This window comes from Corynebacterium sp. KPL2895 (assembly GCF_040225815.1).
Classification (GTDB): Bacteria; Actinomycetota; Actinomycetes; order Mycobacteriales; family Mycobacteriaceae; genus Corynebacterium; species Corynebacterium rhinophilum.
This window is the reverse complement of sequence record NZ_JBEHFY010000007.1, coordinates 1-21,322: the sequence shown is the minus strand read 5'-3', so window position 1 is coordinate 21,322 and position 21,322 is coordinate 1. Positions and strand designations below refer to the sequence as shown.

Below are 21,322 nucleotides of genomic sequence, written 5' to 3'. Positions count from 1 at the left end.
TTCTCCGGATTGGGCGTTCGGGCAGGTATGGTTGTGGGCATGAATCTTAGTGCACGAATCGGCCGCGCTACCATCGCGGCATTTTTGCTCGGCTGCACCTCCATTGGCGCAGGCCAGGCCCTAGCCGCGGAGACCACTACCATCGCCCAAGCCCCGGATACGGCGGCGGTGACAGACAGGGTAAATGATGAGGCAGGGGTCTTAAGCACCGAGGAAATTAGGGAGATCAATGAGAAGATCACCCAGCTGCAAAAAGACCAGTCGCTCATTATCTTTGTTGTCTTCGCAAACGATCTTGGCACTGATCCAGAAAGCTATGCGCGCAGCATCGTCAACGAAAAGGGCCCGAATTCCGCGGCCTATGTCGTTGGCGTCAATGAGCGCCAGGTGGGCGTGCAGACCGGCGATCAATGGCCCGAGGGCCGCCTGGATCAGATGTATGATGCCGCCTACAGCAAGCTATCCGCAGAGGAATACGGCGCTTCCGCGATCGCGCTTGCCGGTGCCGCCCTTGGCACCTCCAGCTCCTCCGATTCTTCCGGCATAGCCTGGCTGGGCGGTGGCGCCGCCGCCATCATCGCTGCAGGCGGTGGCGTCTGGTACTACTCTCGCCGCAATACAAAAAAGAATCAGGCTAAGACTTTAGAGTCTGCCCGCGAGATTGCGCCAGAAGATACCGACCAATTAAACCGGCTGCCGCTAGATACCCTGGATAAGTTGGCCCAGGAAGAATTGGTCTCCACGGATGAATCCATCCGCCGCGGCAAGGAAGAGCTCAATATCGCTTTATCTGAGTTCGGACCGGAGCGCACCCGCCCGTTTACCAAGGCGATGAATCATTCCACCTCTACCCTGCAAAAAGCCTTCAAGATTCGCCAGCGCCTCGATGATGCGGTACCAGAATCCCAAGCCGAGCGCCGGCAAATGCTAGTAGAAATCGTCTCTACCTGCGGCCAGGCCGATGATGCCCTAGATAGCCAGGCAGAAGAGTTCGCCCAGATGCGCGACCTGCTGCTACAAAGTGACTCCAAGTTGGACGAGCTCACCCAGCGCACCGTCGGGCTGCGCACTCGCTTGCCGGGCGCCGAAGGTACCCTCACAAAGCTCCAAGAGGACTACTCCGCAGAGGTCCTATCCTCCATTGCGGATAACCCTGAATTGGCGAGTGCCTCCCTCGATGAGGCGGAAAAGCTCCTGGACCAAGCCCGCAAGGTGCAGGGCCAGCCGGCTGGGAAGCAGGGTTCACTCGTGGGCCTTATCCGCGATATCGAGCACGCCACGGAGGTCACCGATAGGCTCCTGACCGGTGTAGAGCACGCCGAGGAGAATATCTCCTCCGCGCGCCGCAATTTGGGCGCGCTCATCACTGAGGTCGAGGACGAAATAGAGGAAGCCCGCGAGCTGGAGCGCCAGGGCAAATCCCAGGGCACCCAGGCGGATTGGGAGGCCCTCGAGGAGCTTCTGCAGCGCGCCTCTGCTGCGGTCACTGACGCCAAGCAGCAGGGCGATACGGATCCCTTGGGCCAGCACACCGCCCTTATGAGCATCGATACCGAGCTTGATGAGGGCCTCGACCGCGTGCGGGAAAAGACTTCCACCCACGCGCGCCAGCTCGAGCTTTTCCACCAGCAAATGTCGGTGGCAGAATCCAATATTCAGGCCGCTGAGGATCTCATTTCCTCGCGCGGGCGCATCATTGGTTCCGGCGCCCGCACCGCGCTTGCCGATGCCAAGCGTCTCCACGCCCAAGCCCTGCACACCCAACGCAGCGATATCCGCGGCGCGTTGCAATCCTCCCGCGAAGCCGTTGCCGCAGCGCAAACCGCCTTGCAACGGGCCAAGGATGATTCTGACGAGTATCGCCGCCAGCAACAACGCCAGCAGACGAGTTCCGCTGCCGGAAATATCATCACCGGAATGGTCTTAGGCCAAATCCTTGGTGGCGGTGGCCGCGGCTTCGGCGGCGGTTTCAGCGGAGGCGGCGGTAGCTTCGGTGGCGGTGGAGGAGGGTTCTCCGGCGGCGGTGGCGGAGGCGGTTTCCGCGGCGGCTCGTTCTAGAGCGGCGCCTTCCAGAGTGGCTCCTTCTAGACCGCCGGCTTAGAAGACCGGCTTGGTCGGTACTTAACCGCGCACGATGCGTGGTGTGGCATCGACAAGCAGGCAGCCATAACTCAGCACCACCGCATCCACGTCCGGCAAGCCGTGCCCGCTGGAATTGGAGGCCGATACTTCCAGGCCACTGCCCCGCGGGGTAAGACGGGCAACTTCGGTGCCCTCCGCATTACCTTGTTGTCCGTCAAGGGCGAGTATGCGGCGCTGCTTGCCAAAGATAGCGGACCGCTCCAAAAGGTAGTGGGCATCTCCGCAGGTAGCGCGCAAACGCGTGACGGTCAATCCCGCTTGCGAGACTTCACATTGCTTTGCGGTGCCGGAGTCCGCGCTGCGGCTGGCACGCGGCTGGGCCCGCAGGAAAAAGCGCGGGGAGGCGGTTGTCCCGTCTAGCGAGGTCGCCACGTCAAAAAGCGTATCTGGTTGTGTGGGATCCCCAGAGAGCGCGCCAGCAATGGTCAGTACCCCGTCCCGCACCCAAGCGATATCGGTTCCGCGCGCATCGCGCAGCGTAGTACCGTTCCACCGCCACGGCATCGTTTCCGCCATTAGAAAATGAACACCGCCAGCAAGGCGACGATGGAAGCCAATACCAGCGTGATGATCCATACCCACGCGGAGTTTTTGGTGTTCTTTTCCAAAATGGCGCGGGTAAACCAGCTGAGACCGGCGATCTCGGCGGTGCTCAAGCCTTTCGCATCCTCCTCGAATTCCAAAATGGCCTTGCGCACACCGGAGTTCTTAGCGGAAAACTGCGCCACTTTATTGTCATCGACGTCATCGATGATCCAATCGCCACTGTTTTCATTGACGTAATGAAAGGTGCGGCCATTGAGCGAGGCTTCAAGGCGCTTGTCGCGGCCGAGACGGCCGGCGAGGCGGTAGACGGAGCCATCATCAAGCGTGGCCGAAGCCCCCAAATCGCTGACCTCGACGCGCCAAAAGTTGCCATCCACCTCCGCGGAATGTTCCGCAAAGACGCCTAGGCGCTCCGGGCCCTCCTCAACGAGGAGGACGGGCTTGTCGCGCTCGGAGCGATCCCAGCTGGTGTAGTGCATCTGCTTAGCACCCAATCAGGCGCGCTGCGAGGTAGGACTCAAGATCCTCAATCTTTACGCGCTCTTGCTCCATGGTGTCGCGCTCGCGCACGGTCACGGCGTCATCCTCGAGCGAATCGAAGTCGAAGGTGACGCAGAAGGGCGTACCCACCTCATCTTGGCGGCGGTAGCGTCGGCCGATGGCACCAGAAACGTCGAAGTCCACGTTCCAGTAGGCGCGCAGCTTATCCGCCAGCTCGCGGGCCGGAGTGGAGAGCTCTTCCTTCTTGGACAACGGCAGGACGGCAACCTTGATGGGCGCCAAGCGGCGGTCCAAGCGCAGAACCACGCGCTTGTCGGTGCCGCCCTTAGCGTTCGGCGCTTCTTCCTCGTCGTAGGCATCTACCAGGAAGGCCATCATGGAACGGCCCAGACCAGCGGCTGGCTCGATGACGTAGGGAATCCAGCGCTCATCATTGGCCTGGTCATAGTAGGACAGGTCCTCGCCAGAGCCCTTGTCGTGGACGGAAAGGTCATAGTCGGTGCGGTTGGCCACACCTTCCAATTCGCCCCACTTGGAGCCCTTGAAGCCGAAGGCGTACTCCACGTCCACGGTGCGCTTGGAGTAGTGCGACAGCTTTTCCTTGGGGTGCTCGTACAGGCGTAGGTTTTCTTCCTTGATGCCCAGGTCGGTGTACCACTTGTAGCGGTCATCAATCCAGTACTGGTGCCACTCTTCGTCCTCGCCAGGCTTGACGAAGAACTCCATCTCCATCTGCTCGAACTCGCGGGTACGGAAGATGAAGTTACCCGGGGTGATCTCGTTGCGGAAGGACTTACCAATATTGGCAATGCCGAATGGCGGCTTCATGCGCGAGGAGGTCATCACGTTCTTGAAGTTGATGAAGATACCCTGTGCGGTCTCGGGACGCAGGTAGTGCAGACCCTGCTCGTCATCGACCGGACCCAAGAAGGTCTTCAGCAGGCCAGAAAAGGCCTTCGGCTCGGTCCAGTCACCTGGCTGGCCGGTTTCCGGGTCGTTGATATCAGCCAGGCCATTTTCTGGCTCGTGGCCGTGCTTTTCTTCGTAGGCCTCGAGCAAGTGGTCGGCGCGGTAGCGCTTACCGGTGTGGCGGGATTCCACTAGAGGATCAGTAAAGACCTCCACGTGGCCGGAGGAGACCCACACCTGGCGCGGCTGGATGACGGAGGTATCCACACCCACGACGTCGGGGCGGGATTGGACCATGTGGCGCCACCACTGGCGCTTAATGTTTTCCTTCAACTCCACACCAAGAGGACCATAGTCCCAAGCGGAGCGGGAACCGCCGTAAATCTCACCCGCCTGGTAGACCAAGCCGCGGCGTTTACACAGATTAACAACGGTATCGATAAGGGATGCCATGGTTGTAAAGGACTCCTCTGGTAGGGGACAGTCGTGACAATCCCATTCAGTCTAACCCTTATCCCCCATCAGTAGTGAGATCAGGGGGTGCAAATTTAAATCGGTTAATGTACAGGTAATGACCAACTTGAGGTAATATAGTAGTGGTCGACAGATAATAGATACCGTATTGAAGGTGCCCACTCCCTATGACGACCGTTCAATTAGCATTTAATAACTCTGCGGCCGCAAGCGTTATCGCGGCCCTCGATTCCCCGCTGCGCATTTCCATCATTACCCGCCTGGCGGAGCGCGACCATTACGTACACGAGCTGGTTAAAGCCACCGGCAAGTCCCAGCCGCTGATTAGCCAGCACCTGCGAGTTCTTAAGCAGGCAGGCATTGTCAGCTCCGAGCGCAATGGGCGCGAGGTGACCTACTCTCTGGTCGCACCGGAGGTTTTAACCCTTTTGGAAGACGCCGCGAAAATCGCCTCTTAATAACCGGTCTGCATATAAAGACGATTTATCATAGCGCTTGTTGAAAAAGAGTTGATAATATGAATGCCATGTCCATTCATGAGAGTATCCCCAAGCTCGGCTCGCGCAATACTAAACAGCGAACCGCGGTTGTTGAGGTCCTGCGGGACATCGACAAGTTCGCCTCCGCCAAGGAAATTTATCACCAGCTCCAAGAGCGGCAAGAAAAAGTCGGTCTCACCACTGTCTACCGCACCCTACAATCTCTTTCCGATATTGATGCCGTAGATGCACTACACATGCCCAATGGCGAGACCCTGTACCGCCATTGCGAAACCGATGCGCACCACCACCACTTGGTATGCACCAAATGCGGCCGCACCGAAGAAATCGATGGTGGACCCATTGAAAAGTGGGCTTCGGCCGTAGCCGCCGAGTACAACTTCGAGCTTACCGGCCACGACGCGGAGATCTTCGGCGTCTGTTCGCAGTGCGCGGCCGCACAGTAGTCACCGCACGGTAGTCTCGCGCGCCTTACTTAGCTGCTACTTCCCTACTTCACAGCACCGAAGCGGCGATCCCGGCGGGCATATTCCTCAATGGCGGCGAAGAGGTCCTCCGGGGTGAAATCAGGAAATAGCTTGTCCTGATAAATCATCTCGGCATAGGCGGACTGCCACAGCAGGAAGTTCGAGGTGCGCTTCTCACCGGAAGGCCGCAAGAATAGGTCCACGTCCGGCATCCCGGGATCATAGAGATGCTCTGCGATGGTGCTTTCTTTAATATCGCGCGGGCGAATTTCACCAGCGGCGACCTTTTCCGCAATCTGGCGCACGCCATCGACCATTTCCGCCCGGCCGCCGTAATTAACGCACATGGCCAGCGTCATTTTTGTATTATTCTTGGTCAATTCTTCGGCGGTTTCGAGTTCCTTAATCACCGAGCGCCACAGGCGCGGACGACGCCCCACCCACACCACGCGGACACCGCGCTCATTGAGCCACTCTCGCTGCCGGCGCAGCACGTCGCGATTAAAGCCCATCAAAAAGCGCACCTCTTCAGGGCTGCGCCGCCAGTTTTCAGTGGAAAATGCATAGGCCGAAAGGTACGGGACACCGGCGGCGAGGCAGGCATCGACGACATCGAGAAGCACCGCCTCTCCCCTGCGGTGGCCTTCCGTCCGTTTCATGCCCTTTTCCTGGGCCCAGCGGCCATTGCCGTCCATCACCAACGCAATATGGCGCGGCAGCAGCTCTTCCGGGATATTCGGCGGGGTCAGGCGACGAGAAGGATCTGGGGTAATCACGGACTACAGTTTACTGTTCCATCACCTGTAATGCGGACACATTTCGCTCCATGTGCCACTGCAGGTGCGCCCGCGCTAGCCGATGCCCCTCCTGCCGCTGCGCATTCGTCGGATTCGTCGGGTAGCCATGTGCCAAAAGCCACAAATGGTGGAGGGTTTCCGGATCCACCTCTGCAGCACCTGGCGGCCGGCATTCGTGGCAGGCGGCGCCGCCGACGGCCGGGTGAAAGGCGTGGTGCGGGCCGGGGCGCTGGCACTGGGCGCAATCAAAAAGGCTCGGCGCCCATCCGGCATGCGCCATGGCCTGCAATAAGAACGCATCAAGCGTTTGCGTCGGCTCCTCGGTTTGCAATTGCTCGAGCGTAGCTACGACTGCGTTGTAGAGGTACGGGTCGCCGTCGCCATCCGCGTAGATGAGCCGCTCCGCCGATTCCAAGACCGCGCAGGCGGCCGTATAGCGCTCGTAGTCTTCAATGAGGCGCGCGCCAAAATAATTTACCGTATCCGCCTGGGAAATCGTGGCCAGGTTCTTTCCCACGTACAACTGTACGTCCAGATTGACGAATAGCTGCAGCCGCGATCCAAAACGGGACTTTGCTCGGCGCACGCCCTTGGCCACCGCACGCACCAACCCATGGTTTTGGGTAAGAAGTACGATTACGCGGTCGGCTTCCCCAAAATCATAGGAGCGAATGACCACGGCGCGGTCGCGATAATTTTCGCGCATGGCCTTTTAAAACCCAAGCCTGCCCAGCGACTTGGCGTCTGATTGCCAATTCTTCAGCACCTTGATGCGCAGGTCCAGGTAAACGTTCTGTCCCAATAGCTCCATGATTTCCTTGCGGGCATTGCCCACGATGCGGCGGAAACGCAGACCATCTTTACCTTCGATGATGCGCTTTTGCCCCTGGCGCTCCAAGTACATGATGGCGTGAATGTCCAGCACTCCCTCACGCGTGCGCGAGGGCAGCATTTCATCGATCTGCACCGCAACCGAGTGTGGCAGCTCCGCCTTCAGGCCAGATAGTGCGGCCTCACGGATAAGTTCTTCAATGCGCTTTTCTTGCCGCTCATCCGTGATGTGATCATCCGGATAGAACTTCGGGCCCTCCGGCAAGTGCTCCACGATGACCTGCACCAAGTCATCCAACTGCACGCCCTTTTTACTAGACACCGGAATCACCACAGCCTCCGGATCCTCTTGCGACAAGAGCTCGTGCAAGGCCAAAAGCTGCGCACCCACCTGGTCCTTGGAGGCTTTATCCAGCTTGGTCACGATGCCGATGATGGGGGTCTTCGGCGCAATCGAGCGCACATTGTCCAAGATCCACCGGTCACCCGGACCAATCTTTTCATCTGCCGGAATGGTCAATCCGATGACATCCACATCCGCATACGTTTCTTTGACCACTTCATTAAGCCGCTCGCCCAACAAGGTGCGGGGGCGGTGCAGACCCGGTGTATCCACCACGACGACCTGTGCATCCTCGCGGTGAACCAGACCGCGGATGGTGTGGCGGGTCGTTTCCGGCTGGTCCGCGGTAATGGCAATCTTTTGGCCCACCAGCGCGTTAGTCAGCGTGGATTTACCCGTATTCGGGCGGCCCACAAAGGATACGAATCCAGAGTGGAATCCTTCTGGGGTATCCGTGTACTGCGAATAATCTAACGGAGCTGCCTTCTCCCCGGCGGCTTCCGGAGCTGCATCATCGGGGTCATCTGGCAGGCCCTCGAATGCCGCATCAAACTGTGCATCAATATCAGAACTCATTACCTGCAATGATAGCCCACAGCACCAAAATCTCCGATTGTTTCACGCACTAACAAATCTGCAGGCTAAGCTAAGACCGTTCTCTCCTCCTCGGTGTATTTCTCACCGCTTCCTGAAAGGCACTCCGCCATGCCAACCAAGTCTCCCCTACTGCTCCTGGGCGCTCTTCTCACCATTTCCCTTAGTGCCTGTTCATCCCCTGTTGCTGGTACTTCGCCTTCCGAAGAGGAATCCACCAGTACTTCTTCCAGTTCAGCATCCAGCTCATCGAGTGCGTCCTCTTCGAGCAGCGTTGCACAATCCACCACGCAAGAGCCGACCTCCGAAACCCCAGCAGAACCAGAAACCCAAGTAGCAACTGAGAAGTCAGGCGCACAACCGCAAGCGGCCGCGACGGAGCCTGAGCTGCTGTACTGCGAAATCGGCCTTGGCGCATTCGGGAGATTTTCTGATGGCTCTTCGCACCAAACCGAACTGTGCAATACCCCTGCACTCCAGCGTTCCGTACGCGCGGAAGGAGTATGCGGTGGCCTTAATGGGCACTTGCTTTATCCAGACGAATGGCCAGAGCTTTGCAACGGCGGCGCTCCATATTCGGGACCGCCGCAGGGTGGAGCGTCACCAGAATTCTATGACGAAGGTTCTCTCGCGGGAACGCCCTTGGAAACACAAGGGGAAGGCCTTTAGAGCGGAGCCCCGAAACTGTACCGCGCCGTTCTTTTCGCAGATGCTATAGGTCCACTGCAATAACTGAGCATATTCGCGCCTGAAATGTAGCAAATCGCGCTCAGATATACCTGAGGACGTTGACCTTTTGATGTTCCTATCAGGTCAACACCAGCCCGAAGGCCCCGCGCCCTCAAAATAAACGAGGGTGCGGGGCCTTCAGGAGCTAATAGCCGTGAGTCTATTTCTTGAATTCATCCGGCAGTGGGCCAAGCTGCGGTCCGTCCGGGTAGTACTTCCAGCCGTCCTTGATACGAACATCATCGGACCATGGCAGTTTGTACTCGCCCTTGGCAAGGTCTTCGACCCAGGTGAGGTAGTTTTCGGTCTTTCCGCCTGGGTAACCGACATAGCCGCGGTTGCCCAGGTTGAAGATGTTGTTTTCTAGGCCCCAGTTGATGCGCGCCTTATCAGCCAACGCTGGGAATACCTCTGCGGTGACGATTTCGCCCGGGTTGCGGTGACCCTCAGAAATCATGTGGCCATCGTAGTTGCAGACATTTCCTTCACCGAAGTAGTAAAAGACCTGGTCATAGCCCGCCAAGTTCACCGATGCCGTATACATCAGGTTCTGGAAGGCATTGGTCTTATTGGTCATGATCCACTGGTCTTGGGTCTGAGTGGAATAACCCGAGATGCGGATGTAGACATTGGCACCCTTATACGCCGCTTCGCGGGCGAGCTCTGGGAACATGCCATCGTCGCAGATATTGACTGCAAGCTTGGAGCCCTTGGGGCCATCGCACACCGGCATGCCCAGGTCACCTGGGTACCACGACTCGATGGGGGTCCATGGCTGCAGCTTACGGTAGTGCAGTGCAATCTCACCGTCGGAGTTGATGATAATCGCCGTGTTGAACGGGGGTTTTCCTTCCTCATGGTTGGGTTCCATGATGGAGAAGACGCCCCAGACGTCGTTATCCTTACAAGCCTGCTTGTACTGGTCCACCTTGGGGTCATCGAGCCCAATGAGGAATTCATCGTAGGACCAAATCTTGGTGTTCAGTCCCGAAGAGGAATACTCCGGAAAGACGATGAGATCCAAGTCTGGGTAGCCCGCCTTGGTCGAGGCCACCATGCGGCAGATTTCATCGACGTTTGCTTGAACGTCTTCTGGGGTATTGACTACGGGAACTGGGTACTGGATGAGGGCCATCAACAGGCCGTCGGGGGATGCGCTGATGCTTCCGGTGCTGGACAAGACGGGACTCCAATCGCGTCGTTGATTAAGTTACACCTATCACTCTATATGACGAACCTCACGTATTCACCTGAAAAGCGACGTGCTTGTCTCAAATTACAGACCGCATCCCTCTTGGGGCAGCCTTAGAGCTCCTCCGCCTGGAATTGCATGCTTGGGTGAGCAAAAGCATCCTGGGCCTGAATGAGCTGCAGCTCGGTGGATTCCGCTTCATACGTCGTACGCAGAAGCTCGTAGACAGAAGATGCGGTGCGGCGCAGCGCCTCTTTAACGTCATGGGTTTCAACGTAGTGGCCAGTAAACAGCGCCGCGGTCACGTCACCAGAGCCGTTGCGCTTAACCGGCAACAGCGGGGTCGAGAGCAAGAAAGCACGCTCACCATCAACGGCCAGCATCTCGATCTGATCCGCAGGGGTTTCCGGGCGCTTTACGGAGGTAACCAATACCGTCTTCGGACCCATTTCCTGCGCCTTCTTCACCGCCGCCAAGGTCTCGTCCAAGGTGCTGACCTCGGTATCGGTCAGATAGCCCAGCTCAAATTGGTTCGGGGTGATGATATCGGCCACGGGCACCACGCGGTCACGCAGCAGTGGCGGAATGTCATCGGAAACGAAGCAACCCGACTTCGCATTGCCCATCACGGGGTCGCAAGCATAGAGCGCCTTGGGGTTGACGGCCTTGATGCGGCGAACGGTGTCCACGATGGCATCGGCAATGTCGGAGCCGCCTTGGTAGCCGGAAAGGATGGCGTCGATATTTTCAAAAGCACCGCGCTTTTCGATGCCATCGATGATCGACGTGACATCACTAGCCGGAATCATCGGTCCGCCCCAGTCACCGTATCCGGTGTGGTTGGAGAAGTTCACCGTGTGCACGGGCCACACTTCGTGGCCGGCGCGCTGGAGGGGAAATACGGCCGCGGAATTTCCCACGTGGCCGTAGGTGACATGAGACTGGATGGAAAGGATAGTCATAGCTATCCATTGTGCTACTGCCGGTGCACAGAGACAAAGGAAGGGGCGAAATTATTCGTGGGGTTCCTCGTCCTTTGGCTCCCCGATGGCCGGAATACCGCCACCGGGCACCTGTTCATCGAGGCGGGCTCGCTCGGCAGCATCAGGAAAGGCCTTCGGGCCCGAGGGCTTTGGCTGGTAGCTCTTCCCGCGTGCGGTGAGGTCATCGTACCAATCCGCCAGCAGCTCATTCTGCCGGGCAAACATTTCCTTTTCCTCCGCCGCGGTGGCGTGATCGTAGCCCAGCAAGTGCAGGCAGCCGTGCACCGTCAAAAGCGCGAGCTCGTGCCCGAGCGAATGCCCGGCGGCATCGGCCTGGCGGAGGGCAAACTCGGGGCACAATACGATATCGCCAAGCATGGCAGGTCCCGGATCGGCGGCATCGGGGCGCCCGCCACCAGAAGTGGCGCCGGGGGTGAGCTCATCCATGGGAAAACTCATCACATCGGTAGGGCCTTCCAAGTCCATCCAACGGATGTGCAGATCCTCGATGGATTTCAGGTCCACGCAGGTAATGGTGCATTCCGCATCGGGGTTGATATCCATGGCGCCGAAGGCATAGGAGGCGACATCGATCAGCATCTCCTCGTTGACGCCATCAAAACCCGACTCATTGAGAAATTCGATACTCACTTATTCCCCTTCGTATTCCGCAGCCTTTTTATTATCAAAGGAATCATAAGCATCCACGATGCGGCCCACCAGCTGGTGACGCACCACGTCTTGGGCGCTGAGATCCGCAAAGTGGATATCATCCACGTTATTGAGGATCCGCCGCACGATACGCAGACCGGAAATCTGGCCGCGCGGGAGATCCACCTGGGAGATATCGCCGGTGACCACGATGGTGGAACCAAAGCCCAGGCGGGTCAAAAACATCTTCATTTGCGCCGGCGTGGTGTTTTGCGCCTCATCAAGGATGACAAATGCATCATTGAGCGTGCGCCCGCGCATATACGCCAGCGGGGCGACCTCGATGATGCCGGCATCCATAAGCTTGGGGATCATCTCTGGATCGAGCATGTCTCGCAGCGCGTCATAAAGCGGGCGCAGATACGGGTCAATCTTGTCATTGAGCGTACCCGGCAAAAAGCCCAGGTTTTCGCCCGCCTCAACCGCCGGACGGGTAAGAATAATGCGCGAGACCTGCTTATTTTGCAGGGCCTGCACGGCCTTCGCCACCGCCAGATAGGTCTTTCCTGAACCGGCCGGGCCAATGCCAAAGACCACCGTATTATTGTCGATGGCCTGCACATATTCGGATTGCCCCACCGTCTTGGGACGGATCGACTTGCCTCGGCGCTTGACGATGTCCGCCGCCATCGCCGCCGCTACCGACTGCGGCGCCTCCACGGCCACCATGTCCATGGTGTGCTTTACCGTATCGGTGGATACGGCATGGCCGCGCCTGGCGATGGCCTCGAGCTCGTCGAGGATCTTCGCCGCGCGGGCTACCTCGTAATCGGGGCCGGTGACGGTGACAATATTGCCCCGGGCAAAAAGGTCCGCATCGAGGCGGTCATTGAGCACGCGGAGGTTATCGTCCGCGCTGCCCAATACGCTGCTGACATACGCGGAATCGATCTCACATTTCTTGGTGATGATAGGCACGTCTAATAGGCTACCAGCGCTCAGTCCGCATGCCGATAGCCGCCAAAGCCACCATCGCCGCGCTGGCGGTGCGCAAAACCTCTGGGCCCAATTTGATGGGAACGGCCCCGGCCTCGCACAGTGTTGTCAGCTCTTTTTCCCCGATGCCGCCCTCGGGGCCGACCAAGAGGAAGACCTCGCCGCGCAGGTCCACCTCGCGGATGGATTCGGTGGCTTCCTCGTGCAGGACTAGCACGCTCGCGGATTCTGCGCGCTCTGCCAGTTCCGCAACCAGTTGGCGGGTGGTCAGCGGACCGCGAACCTGCGGGATGCGGTCTCGCCGGGATTGCTTTGCGGCTGCTTCAGCGGCGGCCTGCCATTTGGCGACGGCCTTCGGAGCCTTCTTCCCATCCCACTTAGCCACGCAGCGATCCGCCTGCCAGGCGATGATCTCATCCGCCCCAGCTTGGGTAGCCAGGTCAACGGCCAGCTCAGCGCGCTCGGATTTAGGGATCGCCTGCACCACCGTTACCCGCGGATTTGGCTCGGGGATGTGGGTAACGGACTCGACGGTGCCGGCTAAGCGGTCCTTGCCAGAGGTCTCGGTGACGGAGAGGGTGAGGCGGATACCGGTGCCATCGATAAGCGCTAGCTTCTCCCCCTGTTGCATCCGCTTGACCGTCACGGCATGGCGCGCCTCGGGCCCCGACAGCGTGATGCTGTCTCCGGCCTCGGCGGCGGAGAGATCCGGGTGAATGAAGACGGGCAGCGACATTAGCGGCGGAACTTATCGCGCAGGCGGGTAAAGAAGGAGTCTTCCTGCCCGTCGCTGGCGGTGCGCACGCGAGCGCCCTCATCGCGGGTATTGCGGATCTTTTCCAGCGCCTCGCGGCTCTTGCGGTCCAAGTCCTTGGGAACGACCACGTCCACGTGGGCAAAAAGGCTACCGTAACCGTCGGTGCGCAGGCGTGGCATGCCCGCGCCTTCGACCTTGATGGACTCGCCTGGCTGGGTGCCCGGCTCGATATCGATGGTGAGCTCTTCGCCATTGAGCTGATCGATGGTGAAGTTGGTGCCCAACGCAGCATCGATCATCGGCACGTGCACGGTGACGTTCAGGTCATCTGCATTGCGCTGGAAGACCTCGTGTTCCTGGGTGTGCACCTCCACGTAAAGGTCACCTGCAGGGCCACCGCCGTGGCCGACCTCGCCCTGGGAAGCCATGCGGATGCGCATGCCATCGTTGATGCCCGCCGGGATGGACACCGTAAGGTCGCGGCGCTTTTTCACGCGGCCATCGCCGGCGCACTGGTTGCAGGGATCCTCAATGATCTCGCCAAAGCCCTGGCACTTCGGGCACGGGCGGGTGGTCATCACGTTGCCCAAGAAGCTGCGCTGCATCTCCTGGATTTCACCCATGCCGTTGCAATTATCGCAGGTGACGGGCTTGGACTTGGAGTTTGAGCCGGTGCCACCGCAGGAATCACACAGCACCGCGGTATCGACGGTGACCTTCTTCTTCAGGCCCGTATAGGCCTCTTCCAGGGTAATCCGAGTGCGCAGGAGGGCGTCGTTGCCGGGCTGCACGCGCGACTTAGGCCCACGGGATCCGCCGCCGGCGCCACCGCCGAAGAACTCGGCGAAGATATCGCCCAAGCCACCGCCGCCGAAGCCGCTAAATCCGCCGGCACCGGCGCCAGCGCCACCGCCGCCTTGCTCCATGGGATCGCCGCCCATATCGACGATCTGGCGCTTTTGCGGATCCAGCAAAACTTCTTGGGCAACCGAAGCCTCGCGAAATTTCTCCGCCGCTGCCTCATCATCCGGGTTCACATCCGGATGATACTTGCGGGCCAGTTTGCGGTACGCCTTCTTAATTTCCTGGTCCGTTGCGTCCTTATCAACACCTAGGATGCCGTAATAGTCACGAGCCACTGTTAGAGATATTCCTTACTCGATCGTTTTGTTGGTATTACCTTGAAAAAATTTATGTAGCGACCGGCTAGTCTACCCGCACTACTCGCCGGCCAAAATTTCGCTTACGTATTGTGCAACAGCAGAGACCTTAGAGATTGTTCCCGAATAGTCCATAAACGTCGGCCCCACCACACCAAGGCCGCCCAGCGTCGCCGCCTGTCCCCCGGTTCCAAAACCATACCCGGCGGCCACGACGGAGGCATCACGCAGTTGATCCTCTTCGTTTTCGTCTCCAATCACCACGGAAACATTGCCCAGATCCGGCACCCGCGCCAACAATTTCAGGACGACGACCTGTTCTTCTAAGGCCTCGATAATTTTGGGCAGGCCTTCTGGGAATTCGCGGGCGACGCGGGTGAGGTTGGAGGTGCCCGCCATAATCAGGCGATCGGAAGGCTGTTCCACCAAGGTTTCAATGAGCGTGGTCGCCACCTTGAGCACGTGGTGGCGGATATCTAGAGGGGCGTCATCGACGAGGTGGGCGAGCTCCACGGAGGCATCAGTAAGCGTCTTGCCCACTAGCGCATTATTGACGATGTCCCGCAGGCGATATGTCTGGTCTTGGTCAATGACCTCATCCAGTTCCACGTTTCGTTGATCCACGCGGCCATTATCCGTAATCAGCACGAGCAGCACCCGCACCGGAGATAGCGTGACCACCTCGCAGTGCTTGACGCGTGAGACCTTCAAATTGGGCAGCTGCACCACGGCCGCCTGCTCCGTGACCTGGGCCAAAAGCTGCACGGAGCGGCGAAGCACATCTTCGAGGTCTACCCCGCCTTCCAGGAAGTTCAGCATCGCTTTGCGCTCCGGGGTAGAAAGCGGCTTGACCTCGTGGAGAGAATCAACGAACTGCCGGTAGCCCTGCTGCGTGGGAACGCGCCCGGAACTGGCATGCTGCTGCGAAATCAGCCCCTGCGATTCCAGCACGGCCATGTCATTGCGGATGGTCGCGGAAGAAACGCCCAGCCGGTAGCGCTCTACCAGCGTTTTGGATCCCACGGGTTCCTGGGAGGCAATGTAATCCGCAACGATGGCCCGCAGGACCTCCTTGCGGCGGGCATCAGTTGAGGTGGACACTTCTCAACGCTCCTATTCTCTGCGGGTTAGTTTAAGTCGATGTACCGACGTCTCTCTATAAATACAGCGTAAATCCAGTGCCAATCTTAAAAGTCTAACAATAATAAGCCCGAATAAGGGGTTTTGGTGGTGCAGAGGGGAATATAAGAGGTTTTGGTGATTCAGAAGGGAATATAAGAGGTTTTGGTGGTTCAGGGGCAAATATAAGAACTTTCTGACGGCGGCTAGGACTCTTCGGCGATGAGGAGATCGGAGACGATGCCATCGGCAAGCAGGCGCCCGCGCTTGGTCACGCGCACGCGCTGGCCGGCGCGCTCGAGCAGGCCGCGGTCGATGAAGCCCTCCAACGCAGGGGCTGCGTGGGCATCGAGCCAGGATTCTGGGATGCCCTCGCGCAGGCGCAGGCCGAGCATCACCTTTTCCATGTGGCGATCTGCCTCCGTTAGGGTTTCACTGTCTTTGATGGCCAGCTCACCGTTTCCTATCGTTTGGATATAGCGGTTGGGGTGCTTGACGTTATAAAAACGCTCGTCGCCTAGGTGGGAGTGCGCACCGGGACCTGCGCCCCACCAGTTGCCGTCCACCCAATAAATGCGGTTGTGCTCGCATTCGCCGCCGGGTAGCGACCAATTGGAGACCTCGTACCACTCGAATCCGGCGTCTTCCAGAGTGGAGGAAATCATTTCGTAGCGCCGGGCCAGCACGTCTTCATCCGGAGCGGGCAACAGTCCCTTATTCACCTTGCGGGCCATACGGGTGCCGTCTTCTACGATGAGCGAATACGCGCTGACGTGGTCGACGCCAGTCTCGAGCACGCGGTCCAAGGTCTCTCGGACGTTATCGTCGGTTTCGGTGGGCGTGCCGTAAATCATGTCGAGGTTAACGTGCTGGAAGCCAGCAGCACGGGCCTCGCGCGCGGCGTCGAAGGCGCGCCCGGGGGTGTGGGCGCGCTCGAGCACCTGGAGCACGCTGTGCGAGGCGGACTGCATGCCGAGGCTGATGCGGTTAAAGCCGGCATCGGCAAGCGCGGCAAAGTACTCCGGCGAGGTGGACTCCGGGTTGGACTCGGTGGTGACCTCGGCACCTGGGCTAAGCCCAAAAGTAGAGTGCACCGTATCCAGGATGCGGCTCAGGCCCTGGCCTCCCAAGAGCGAGGGAGTGCCGCCGCCGATGAAAACCGTATCCGCGGTGCGCCCCACGCGGCCAGCCGCCATCTCCAGCTCCTTGTCTAGGGCGTCGAGGTACGGTCCAGTGAGATCGCGCGGGCTGCCCAACTCGCCGGGGGTATAGGTATTGAAATCGCAATAGCCGCAGCGGGTGGCGCAAAAGGGAACGTGGATATACAGCCCGAATGGTTCAGTCATGAATCAAACCCTAATAGGCGGGGAACAAAATGGCCGAAATGGGTGTTAAACATGTAGTATATTGCCAACTTCCCGCGTATAGAAAGGTACCCTCAGTGGAGCCTCCCAGTCGATGTCCCCGCCACCTTATAGGCGGTGGGGAGTAACTCATGTTATCGGCTATTTTGATGATCCTGGCTGGCTTTGTCGTCATCGGAATCATCATCGTCGCGAACGCTTATTTCGTGGCGCAAGAGTTTTCATTCATGTCTGTGGACCGCACCCAATTGCGGTCCATGGCCGCTGAAGGTGATAAATCCGCCCAGCGCGCGCTCGACATCACCAAGCGCACCTCTTTCATGCTTTCCGGTGCGCAGCTCGGCATTACCATTACCGGCCTGCTCATTGGTTATGTGGCAGAGCCCTTGGTGGGCCAGGGCCTTGGCGTGCTGCTCGGCGGCGCGGGCATTCCCACCGGCGTATCCGTGGCTATCGGCACCATCGCGGCGCTGTTTATTTCCACCATCGCCACGATGCTTTTCGCGGAGCTCTTCCCTAAAAACTACACCATCGCCGCGCCCATGAAAACGGCGCTGCGCTTGGCCGCGTCCACGCAGTGGTATCTGCGCATTTTCGGCTGGCTCATCCGCTTTTTCGAGTACTCTTCCAACGCGATTTTGAAGCTATTTCGCATCGAGCCGGTAGAAGACGTCGATTCTTCCGCAACAGCCGATGACCTCGAATCCATCGTCGATTCCTCGCACGAAACCGGCGTTTTGGATGAGGATACTTATATGGTCTTGGACCGTTTGCTCGACTTTCCAGAGCACGACGTCGAGCACGCCATGATCCCCCGCTCCCGCGTGGACGTGATCGACCCAGGCACCACCTTGGGTGAGGTGCGCGAATTGATGTCTGAAAACCACACGCGCTACCCCGTCATCGATGATGAGCACAATCCCATCGGCGTGGTGCATCTTTTCGATGTCCTTGGCTCCGATCTCCCCGCCGCCACTAGCGCTACTGCCATCATGCGCGAGCCCTTGGTAGTTCCGGAGCTTATGCCGCTTCCCGATGTCGTCGATGAACTGCGCGGCGAGGAACAAAAGCTGGCCTGCGTCATCGATGAGTACGGCGGATTTGTCGGCATCGTCACCATGGAGGACTTGGCCGAAGAGATCTTGGGCGATGTCACCGATGAGCACGATATCGAGGAAACCGAAGAAATCACCGAGCAGGACGAATCCCACTGGCTGGTGGATGGCGACACGCCGCTGGATGAAATCGAGCGCGCCATTGGCCACGATCTTCCGGAGGGCGATTTTGAAACCATCGCCGGCCTGCTCATCGCGCATGCTGGCGCCCTGCCAGAGGTAGGCGAGGTCCACACCATCGACCTAGAGGCCGAGCCGGACGACTGGGTGGATCAGGACGAAGCACCGACTCGCTCCATTCGCATGCGCGTGGATGACGTAGACCGCCACGTGCCATCCTCCCTGGCCATCGAACTTATTGAGGAATACGTTCATGACAGCGAAGAAGAAGAGGAGGAGGCATAATGACCGATACGTGGTGGTTCAACCTCATCGTCACGCTGCTCATTATTGCGGCTTCCGGCTTCTTCGTGGTCATCGAGTTTTCCCTCATGGGCTCGCGCCGCAACCGGCTTGAAGAAAACGCGGAATCCTCGCGCACCGCCCGCGCCGGCCTGCGCTCGCTCAATGAGCTGACCATCATGCTGGCGGGCGCGCAATTGGGCATTACCGCCGCCACCTTCGTGCTCGGTGCCGTGACCAAGCCTTGGGTCCATCACCTTTTGATGGCCCCGCTGGAGGCCCTTGGCCTGCCGCTGGGCATTGCTGATGTCGCCAGCTTCATCCTCGCCCTGTTCATCGTCACCTTCCTGCACTTGGTGCTGGGCGAAATGGCGCCCAAGTCCTGGGCCATCGCGCACCCAGAATCCGCCCTGCAGGTCATCGCCATCCCCGCCCGTGGGTTCGTGTGGGTCTTCCGTCCGCTGTTGAAGTGGATTAACACGATGGCCAATAAATTGGTGGCCATGACGGGTGAGAGACCGGTCGATCGCGCCGGTGCTGCCGGCTACGATGCCGAGACGCTGCGCACCTTGGTCGAGCACTCCCGCGAGACCGGCGCGCTTGACGATAATTCCGCCAATCAGATTTCCGATGTCATCGAGCTCGAGAACTCCACGGTAGGCGCCATGGCGCGCGCCCACGGCTCAGAGGTAGTGCCGCTGCCTTCCGATGCCACGGTGGAACAGCTCCAAGAGCTCGTCCTGCGCAAAAACATTATGCGCGTGCTCGTCTTCCCCAAGGATTCCCGCGTGCCCCGCGTGGTGCACGTGCGCGATACCCTCTTGGCCAATCCCGATACCCCAGTCCTCGAGTTTTCCCGCGACCCGATTTCCGTCTCTTCTGCTACCACCGTGCAAAAGACTCTCGATCACATGCGCTCCCGCAATGAGCAGCTCGTGGTCGTAGGCAAAGCGGACAAAGACAAGGCCGTGTGGATCCTTACCTGGGATGACATCATGGGCCAGCTGTGGCCGCAGATTACCGAGCAGCTGGACAAGGTCACCCCTCCCCCTGCGGTATAGCGTCCTCACCGAAACCAACCAGTCCCGTTGGTTTCGGCACCTAATAGTTTTATAAACAAAATTCAAAAGATAAACAAGCGTACACAAGCGCGGTGTTTTACACTTGGGCTATGACCCACCGGAAGAATCCGTTTACCGCCACGCTTGGAGCCACGCCTCCCTACCTAGCTGGCCGTAAAGACTCCATTGAGGAGTTCGCTTATGCCTTGGACGATGGCCCCGGATCCCATGAACGTATTTCTCTCGTCGTGGGTCCACGCGGTATCGGCAAGACGGTGTTGCTCAATGCTTTCGAAGACACCGCGTCAGATCGCGGTTGGCGCATCCTTAATGACACGGCATCTGCCGGTTTTGCAGAGCGGCTCCGAGCTGAAATTATTAATACCCTTCAACTCAACCGCACAGCGCTAAAAGGTTTCAACCTGCACCTTTTTCAATTAGGCATCGGGATGGAATGGGATCCAAGGACATTATCCGCGGAATCTTATCCCTTAAGAAGGGCTTTAAAAGACCTTCTCCATGCGCAGCGCGAACTCGACCGGATTTCCCACGGCGAGCCCACCGGGGTGCTCATTACGTTGGATGAAATGCACCACCAGCGCAGTGATGAGGTCATCGATTTTGGCGCTACCATCCAGCACCTCGTGCGAGAAGGGGAAAATATTGCTGTAGTCATGGCAGGGATCCCTTCCTCGATTAAACCGCTTTTAGCCAGCCAGGATGACTCTAATCCTGTCACTTTTCTCCGCCGTGCGAACCGTATTGAATTGGACCGAGTGGCGGATACGGACGTCCGGAAGGCACTCAAGGCTCCCGTAGAAGAAACAGAGGTTAATTGGGACAAGGACGCGCTGAATTCTGCCGTATCCGCTTGCCAGGGATACCCCTTTATGATTCAGCTCGTCGGCCTATGGGCTTTCCGCCACCGAACAGACAATACGATTTCGGTGGACGCTGCGCAGGAAGGCATTTCCAAAGCACGACGAAAGCTAGGGCAGCTAGTCCATGAGCCCGCCCTAGCGGAGCTTTCCCCCATCGATCGGACATTCCTGCTCCATATGGCGCAAGACAATGGCCCCTCATCCATGAGTGATATCACGGCCCGCCTAGGAAAAAGCTCGCAATATGCATCCAATTACCGCCGCCGCTTGCTTGACTCGGAATTAATCGAGGGTTGCGTCCACTAGTGTGGTGTATCTGTAACTGACGGTGGGCCCCTTATGAATGAGGCTGGCGACCACCGTAGTACCTTTCGATTCCGTAACCACACTTCCTCGAAAGGGATAACCACGATGGCCGCTAGCCCATATTCTATAGACCCGACTACCTACTTAGACGAATTGCTGGCCCAAGCATCCCCAGATCTCATGCGCGAGATGCTTCAAGGATTCATCAACCAAATCCTATCGACTCAAGCAGACCAGATCTGCGGCGCCGACTACGCCACCACGTCTAAGTCTCGAACCAATGTCCGCAACGGCTACCGCCACCGCGATCTTGATACTCGCGTTGGCACCATTGATGTCGCTGTACCCAAACTACGTACCGGGTCATTTTTCCCGGACTGGTTATTGCAACGACGCACTCGGGCAGAACGAGCACTAACAACCGCAATAGCTACCTGCTATTTAAAAGGCGTGTCCACACGCAGGATGAACGATCTCGTCGCCAGTTTGGGAATTAATAATC

The 21,322-nt window shown here is 58.6% G+C and carries 22 protein-coding genes; 7 read left to right on the top strand and 15 right to left on the bottom strand.

The window, feature by feature from the left end; translation table 11 throughout:
* Nucleotides 1–39: 39 nt before the first annotated feature.
* Nucleotides 40–2,058, top strand: coding sequence for a TPM domain-containing protein (locus tag ABRP95_RS04395; protein WP_349839000.1), 2,019 nt, complete (start codon nt 40–42; stop codon nt 2,056–2,058).
* A gap of 63 nt (nt 2,059–2,121) precedes the next feature.
* Here ABRP95_RS04395 and ABRP95_RS04390 read toward each other — a convergent pair whose 3' ends face one another.
* Genes ABRP95_RS04390 through ABRP95_RS04380 form a run of 3 tightly spaced genes read right to left on the bottom strand, consistent with a single transcriptional unit; the run spans nt 2,122 to nt 4,551 of the window.
* Nucleotides 2,122–2,658: a hypothetical protein gene (locus tag ABRP95_RS04390; protein ID WP_349838235.1), complete on the bottom strand. Its 537-nt coding sequence runs from the start codon at nt 2,656–2,658 to the stop codon at nt 2,122–2,124.
* Complete coding sequence (locus ABRP95_RS04385) at nt 2,658–3,167, bottom strand: hypothetical protein (protein ID WP_284770280.1); 510 nt, start codon at nt 3,165–3,167, stop codon at nt 2,658–2,660. Before ABRP95_RS04385 ends, ABRP95_RS04390 begins: the two co-directional genes overlap by 1 nt.
* 4 nt (nt 3,168–3,171) lie before the next feature.
* Nucleotides 3,172–4,551 (bottom strand): glycine--tRNA ligase, encoded by a 1,380-nt coding sequence (locus ABRP95_RS04380; protein ID WP_284796377.1) that lies wholly within the window; start codon nt 4,549–4,551, stop codon nt 3,172–3,174.
* 188 nt (nt 4,552–4,739) lie between these two features.
* Here ABRP95_RS04380 and ABRP95_RS04375 point away from each other — a divergent pair, with 188 nt between their 5' ends.
* Both ABRP95_RS04375 and ABRP95_RS04370 read left to right on the top strand, forming a co-directional pair.
* A complete protein-coding gene (locus ABRP95_RS04375) occupies nt 4,740–5,030 on the top strand; it encodes an ArsR/SmtB family transcription factor (protein ID WP_005278104.1) in 291 nt (96 codons plus the stop codon).
* Between the two features lie 68 nt (nt 5,031–5,098).
* Entirely contained in the window at nt 5,099–5,518 is a 420-nt protein-coding gene (locus ABRP95_RS04370) for a Fur family transcriptional regulator (protein ID WP_034658244.1), read from the top strand.
* A gap of 44 nt (nt 5,519–5,562) precedes the next feature.
* Here the strand turns inward: ABRP95_RS04370 and ABRP95_RS04365 are convergent, their stop codons facing one another.
* From ABRP95_RS04365 to hemW, 12 genes are all read right to left on the bottom strand, one after another.
* A complete protein-coding gene (locus ABRP95_RS04365) occupies nt 5,563–6,315 on the bottom strand; it encodes an isoprenyl transferase (RefSeq protein WP_284782357.1) in 753 nt (250 codons plus the stop codon).
* 10 nt (nt 6,316–6,325) lie between these two features.
* A complete protein-coding gene (gene recO / locus ABRP95_RS04360) occupies nt 6,326–7,042 on the bottom strand; it encodes a DNA repair protein RecO (RefSeq protein ID WP_284770277.1) in 717 nt (238 codons plus the stop codon).
* Nucleotides 7,043–7,048: 6 nt separating this feature from the next.
* On the bottom strand, nt 7,049–8,086 hold the full coding sequence (era, locus tag ABRP95_RS04355; RefSeq protein WP_284850045.1) for a GTPase Era: 1,038 nt from the start codon (nt 8,084–8,086) through the stop codon (nt 7,049–7,051).
* A gap of 65 nt (nt 8,087–8,151) precedes the next feature.
* The gene (locus tag ABRP95_RS04350; protein WP_284770275.1) at nt 8,152–8,394 is read right to left on the bottom strand and encodes a hypothetical protein; all 243 of its coding nucleotides are present in this window, start codon (nt 8,392–8,394) and stop codon (nt 8,152–8,154) included.
* 599 nt (nt 8,395–8,993) lie between these two features.
* Nucleotides 8,994–10,013 (bottom strand): formamidase, encoded by a 1,020-nt coding sequence (locus tag ABRP95_RS04345; protein ID WP_349838999.1) that lies wholly within the window; start codon nt 10,011–10,013, stop codon nt 8,994–8,996.
* A gap of 125 nt (nt 10,014–10,138) precedes the next feature.
* Complete coding sequence (gene pdxY / locus ABRP95_RS04340; protein ID WP_284850047.1) at nt 10,139–10,987, bottom strand: pyridoxal kinase PdxY; 849 nt, start codon at nt 10,985–10,987, stop codon at nt 10,139–10,141.
* A gap of 51 nt (nt 10,988–11,038) precedes the next feature.
* Entirely contained in the window at nt 11,039–11,659 is a 621-nt protein-coding gene (gene ybeY, locus ABRP95_RS04335) for an rRNA maturation RNase YbeY (protein WP_284796387.1), read from the bottom strand.
* Nucleotides 11,660–12,637 (bottom strand): PhoH family protein, encoded by a 978-nt coding sequence (locus tag ABRP95_RS04330; RefSeq protein WP_284770271.1) that lies wholly within the window; start codon nt 12,635–12,637, stop codon nt 11,660–11,662.
* A gap of 10 nt (nt 12,638–12,647) precedes the next feature.
* Nucleotides 12,648–13,391 (bottom strand): 16S rRNA (uracil(1498)-N(3))-methyltransferase, encoded by a 744-nt coding sequence (locus ABRP95_RS04325; RefSeq protein WP_284819278.1) that lies wholly within the window; start codon nt 13,389–13,391, stop codon nt 12,648–12,650.
* On the bottom strand, nt 13,391–14,551 hold the full coding sequence (gene dnaJ, locus ABRP95_RS04320; RefSeq protein WP_023023431.1) for a molecular chaperone DnaJ: 1,161 nt from the start codon (nt 14,549–14,551) through the stop codon (nt 13,391–13,393). Before dnaJ ends, ABRP95_RS04325 begins: the two co-directional genes overlap by 1 nt.
* Nucleotides 14,552–14,632: 81 nt before the next feature.
* Nucleotides 14,633–15,673: a heat-inducible transcriptional repressor HrcA gene (gene hrcA / locus ABRP95_RS04315; RefSeq protein WP_023023433.1), complete on the bottom strand. Its 1,041-nt coding sequence runs from the start codon at nt 15,671–15,673 to the stop codon at nt 14,633–14,635.
* A 224-nt stretch (nt 15,674–15,897) separates the two neighbouring features.
* Nucleotides 15,898–17,037: a radical SAM family heme chaperone HemW gene (gene hemW / locus ABRP95_RS04310; RefSeq protein WP_349838998.1), complete on the bottom strand. Its 1,140-nt coding sequence runs from the start codon at nt 17,035–17,037 to the stop codon at nt 15,898–15,900.
* Nucleotides 17,038–17,186: 149 nt separating this feature from the next.
* Between hemW and ABRP95_RS04305 the strand changes: the two genes are divergently transcribed.
* From ABRP95_RS04305 to ABRP95_RS04290, 4 genes are all read left to right on the top strand, one after another.
* Entirely contained in the window at nt 17,187–18,575 is a 1,389-nt protein-coding gene (locus ABRP95_RS04305) for a hemolysin family protein (protein ID WP_349838997.1), read from the top strand.
* Nucleotides 18,575–19,633, top strand: a complete 1,059-nt coding sequence (locus ABRP95_RS04300; RefSeq protein ID WP_284784812.1) for a CNNM domain-containing protein — start codon at nt 18,575–18,577, stop codon at nt 19,631–19,633. Before ABRP95_RS04305 ends, ABRP95_RS04300 begins: the two co-directional genes overlap by 1 nt.
* Before the next feature lie 110 nt (nt 19,634–19,743).
* Complete coding sequence (locus tag ABRP95_RS04295) at nt 19,744–20,820, top strand: ATP-binding protein (RefSeq protein WP_349838996.1); 1,077 nt, start codon at nt 19,744–19,746, stop codon at nt 20,818–20,820.
* Nucleotides 20,821–20,925: 105 nt separating this feature from the next.
* The coding region (locus ABRP95_RS04290; protein WP_349838995.1) for a transposase at nt 20,926–21,322 on the top strand (397 nt) is incomplete at its 3' end.

Coding starts and splice junctions, on each gene's coding strand:
- ABRP95_RS04325 (WP_284819278.1), bottom strand. CDS start 13,391: ATGTCGCTGCCCGTCTTCATTCACCCGGATCTCTCCGCCGCCGAGGCC.
- hemW (WP_349838998.1), bottom strand. CDS start 17,037: ATGACTGAACCATTCGGGCTGTATATCCACGTTCCCTTTTGCGCCACC.
- pdxY (WP_284850047.1), bottom strand. CDS start 10,987: ATGACTATCCTTTCCATCCAGTCTCATGTCACCTACGGCCACGTGGGA.
- ABRP95_RS04390 (WP_349838235.1), bottom strand. CDS start 2,658: ATGGCGGAAACGATGCCGTGGCGGTGGAACGGTACTACGCTGCGCGAT.
- ABRP95_RS04370 (WP_034658244.1), top strand. CDS start 5,099: ATGTCCATTCATGAGAGTATCCCCAAGCTCGGCTCGCGCAATACTAAA.
- ABRP95_RS04300 (WP_284784812.1), top strand. CDS start 18,575: ATGACCGATACGTGGTGGTTCAACCTCATCGTCACGCTGCTCATTATT.
- ABRP95_RS04385 (WP_284770280.1), bottom strand. CDS start 3,167: ATGCACTACACCAGCTGGGATCGCTCCGAGCGCGACAAGCCCGTCCTC.
- era (WP_284850045.1), bottom strand. CDS start 8,086: ATGAGTTCTGATATTGATGCACAGTTTGATGCGGCATTCGAGGGCCTG.
- ABRP95_RS04305 (WP_349838997.1), top strand. CDS start 17,187: ATGTTATCGGCTATTTTGATGATCCTGGCTGGCTTTGTCGTCATCGGA.
- ABRP95_RS04395 (WP_349839000.1), top strand. CDS start 40: ATGAATCTTAGTGCACGAATCGGCCGCGCTACCATCGCGGCATTTTTG.
- ABRP95_RS04295 (WP_349838996.1), top strand. CDS start 19,744: ATGACCCACCGGAAGAATCCGTTTACCGCCACGCTTGGAGCCACGCCT.
- ABRP95_RS04380 (WP_284796377.1), bottom strand. CDS start 4,551: ATGGCATCCCTTATCGATACCGTTGTTAATCTGTGTAAACGCCGCGGC.
- ABRP95_RS04375 (WP_005278104.1), top strand. CDS start 4,740: ATGACGACCGTTCAATTAGCATTTAATAACTCTGCGGCCGCAAGCGTT.
- recO (WP_284770277.1), bottom strand. CDS start 7,042: ATGCGCGAAAATTATCGCGACCGCGCCGTGGTCATTCGCTCCTATGAT.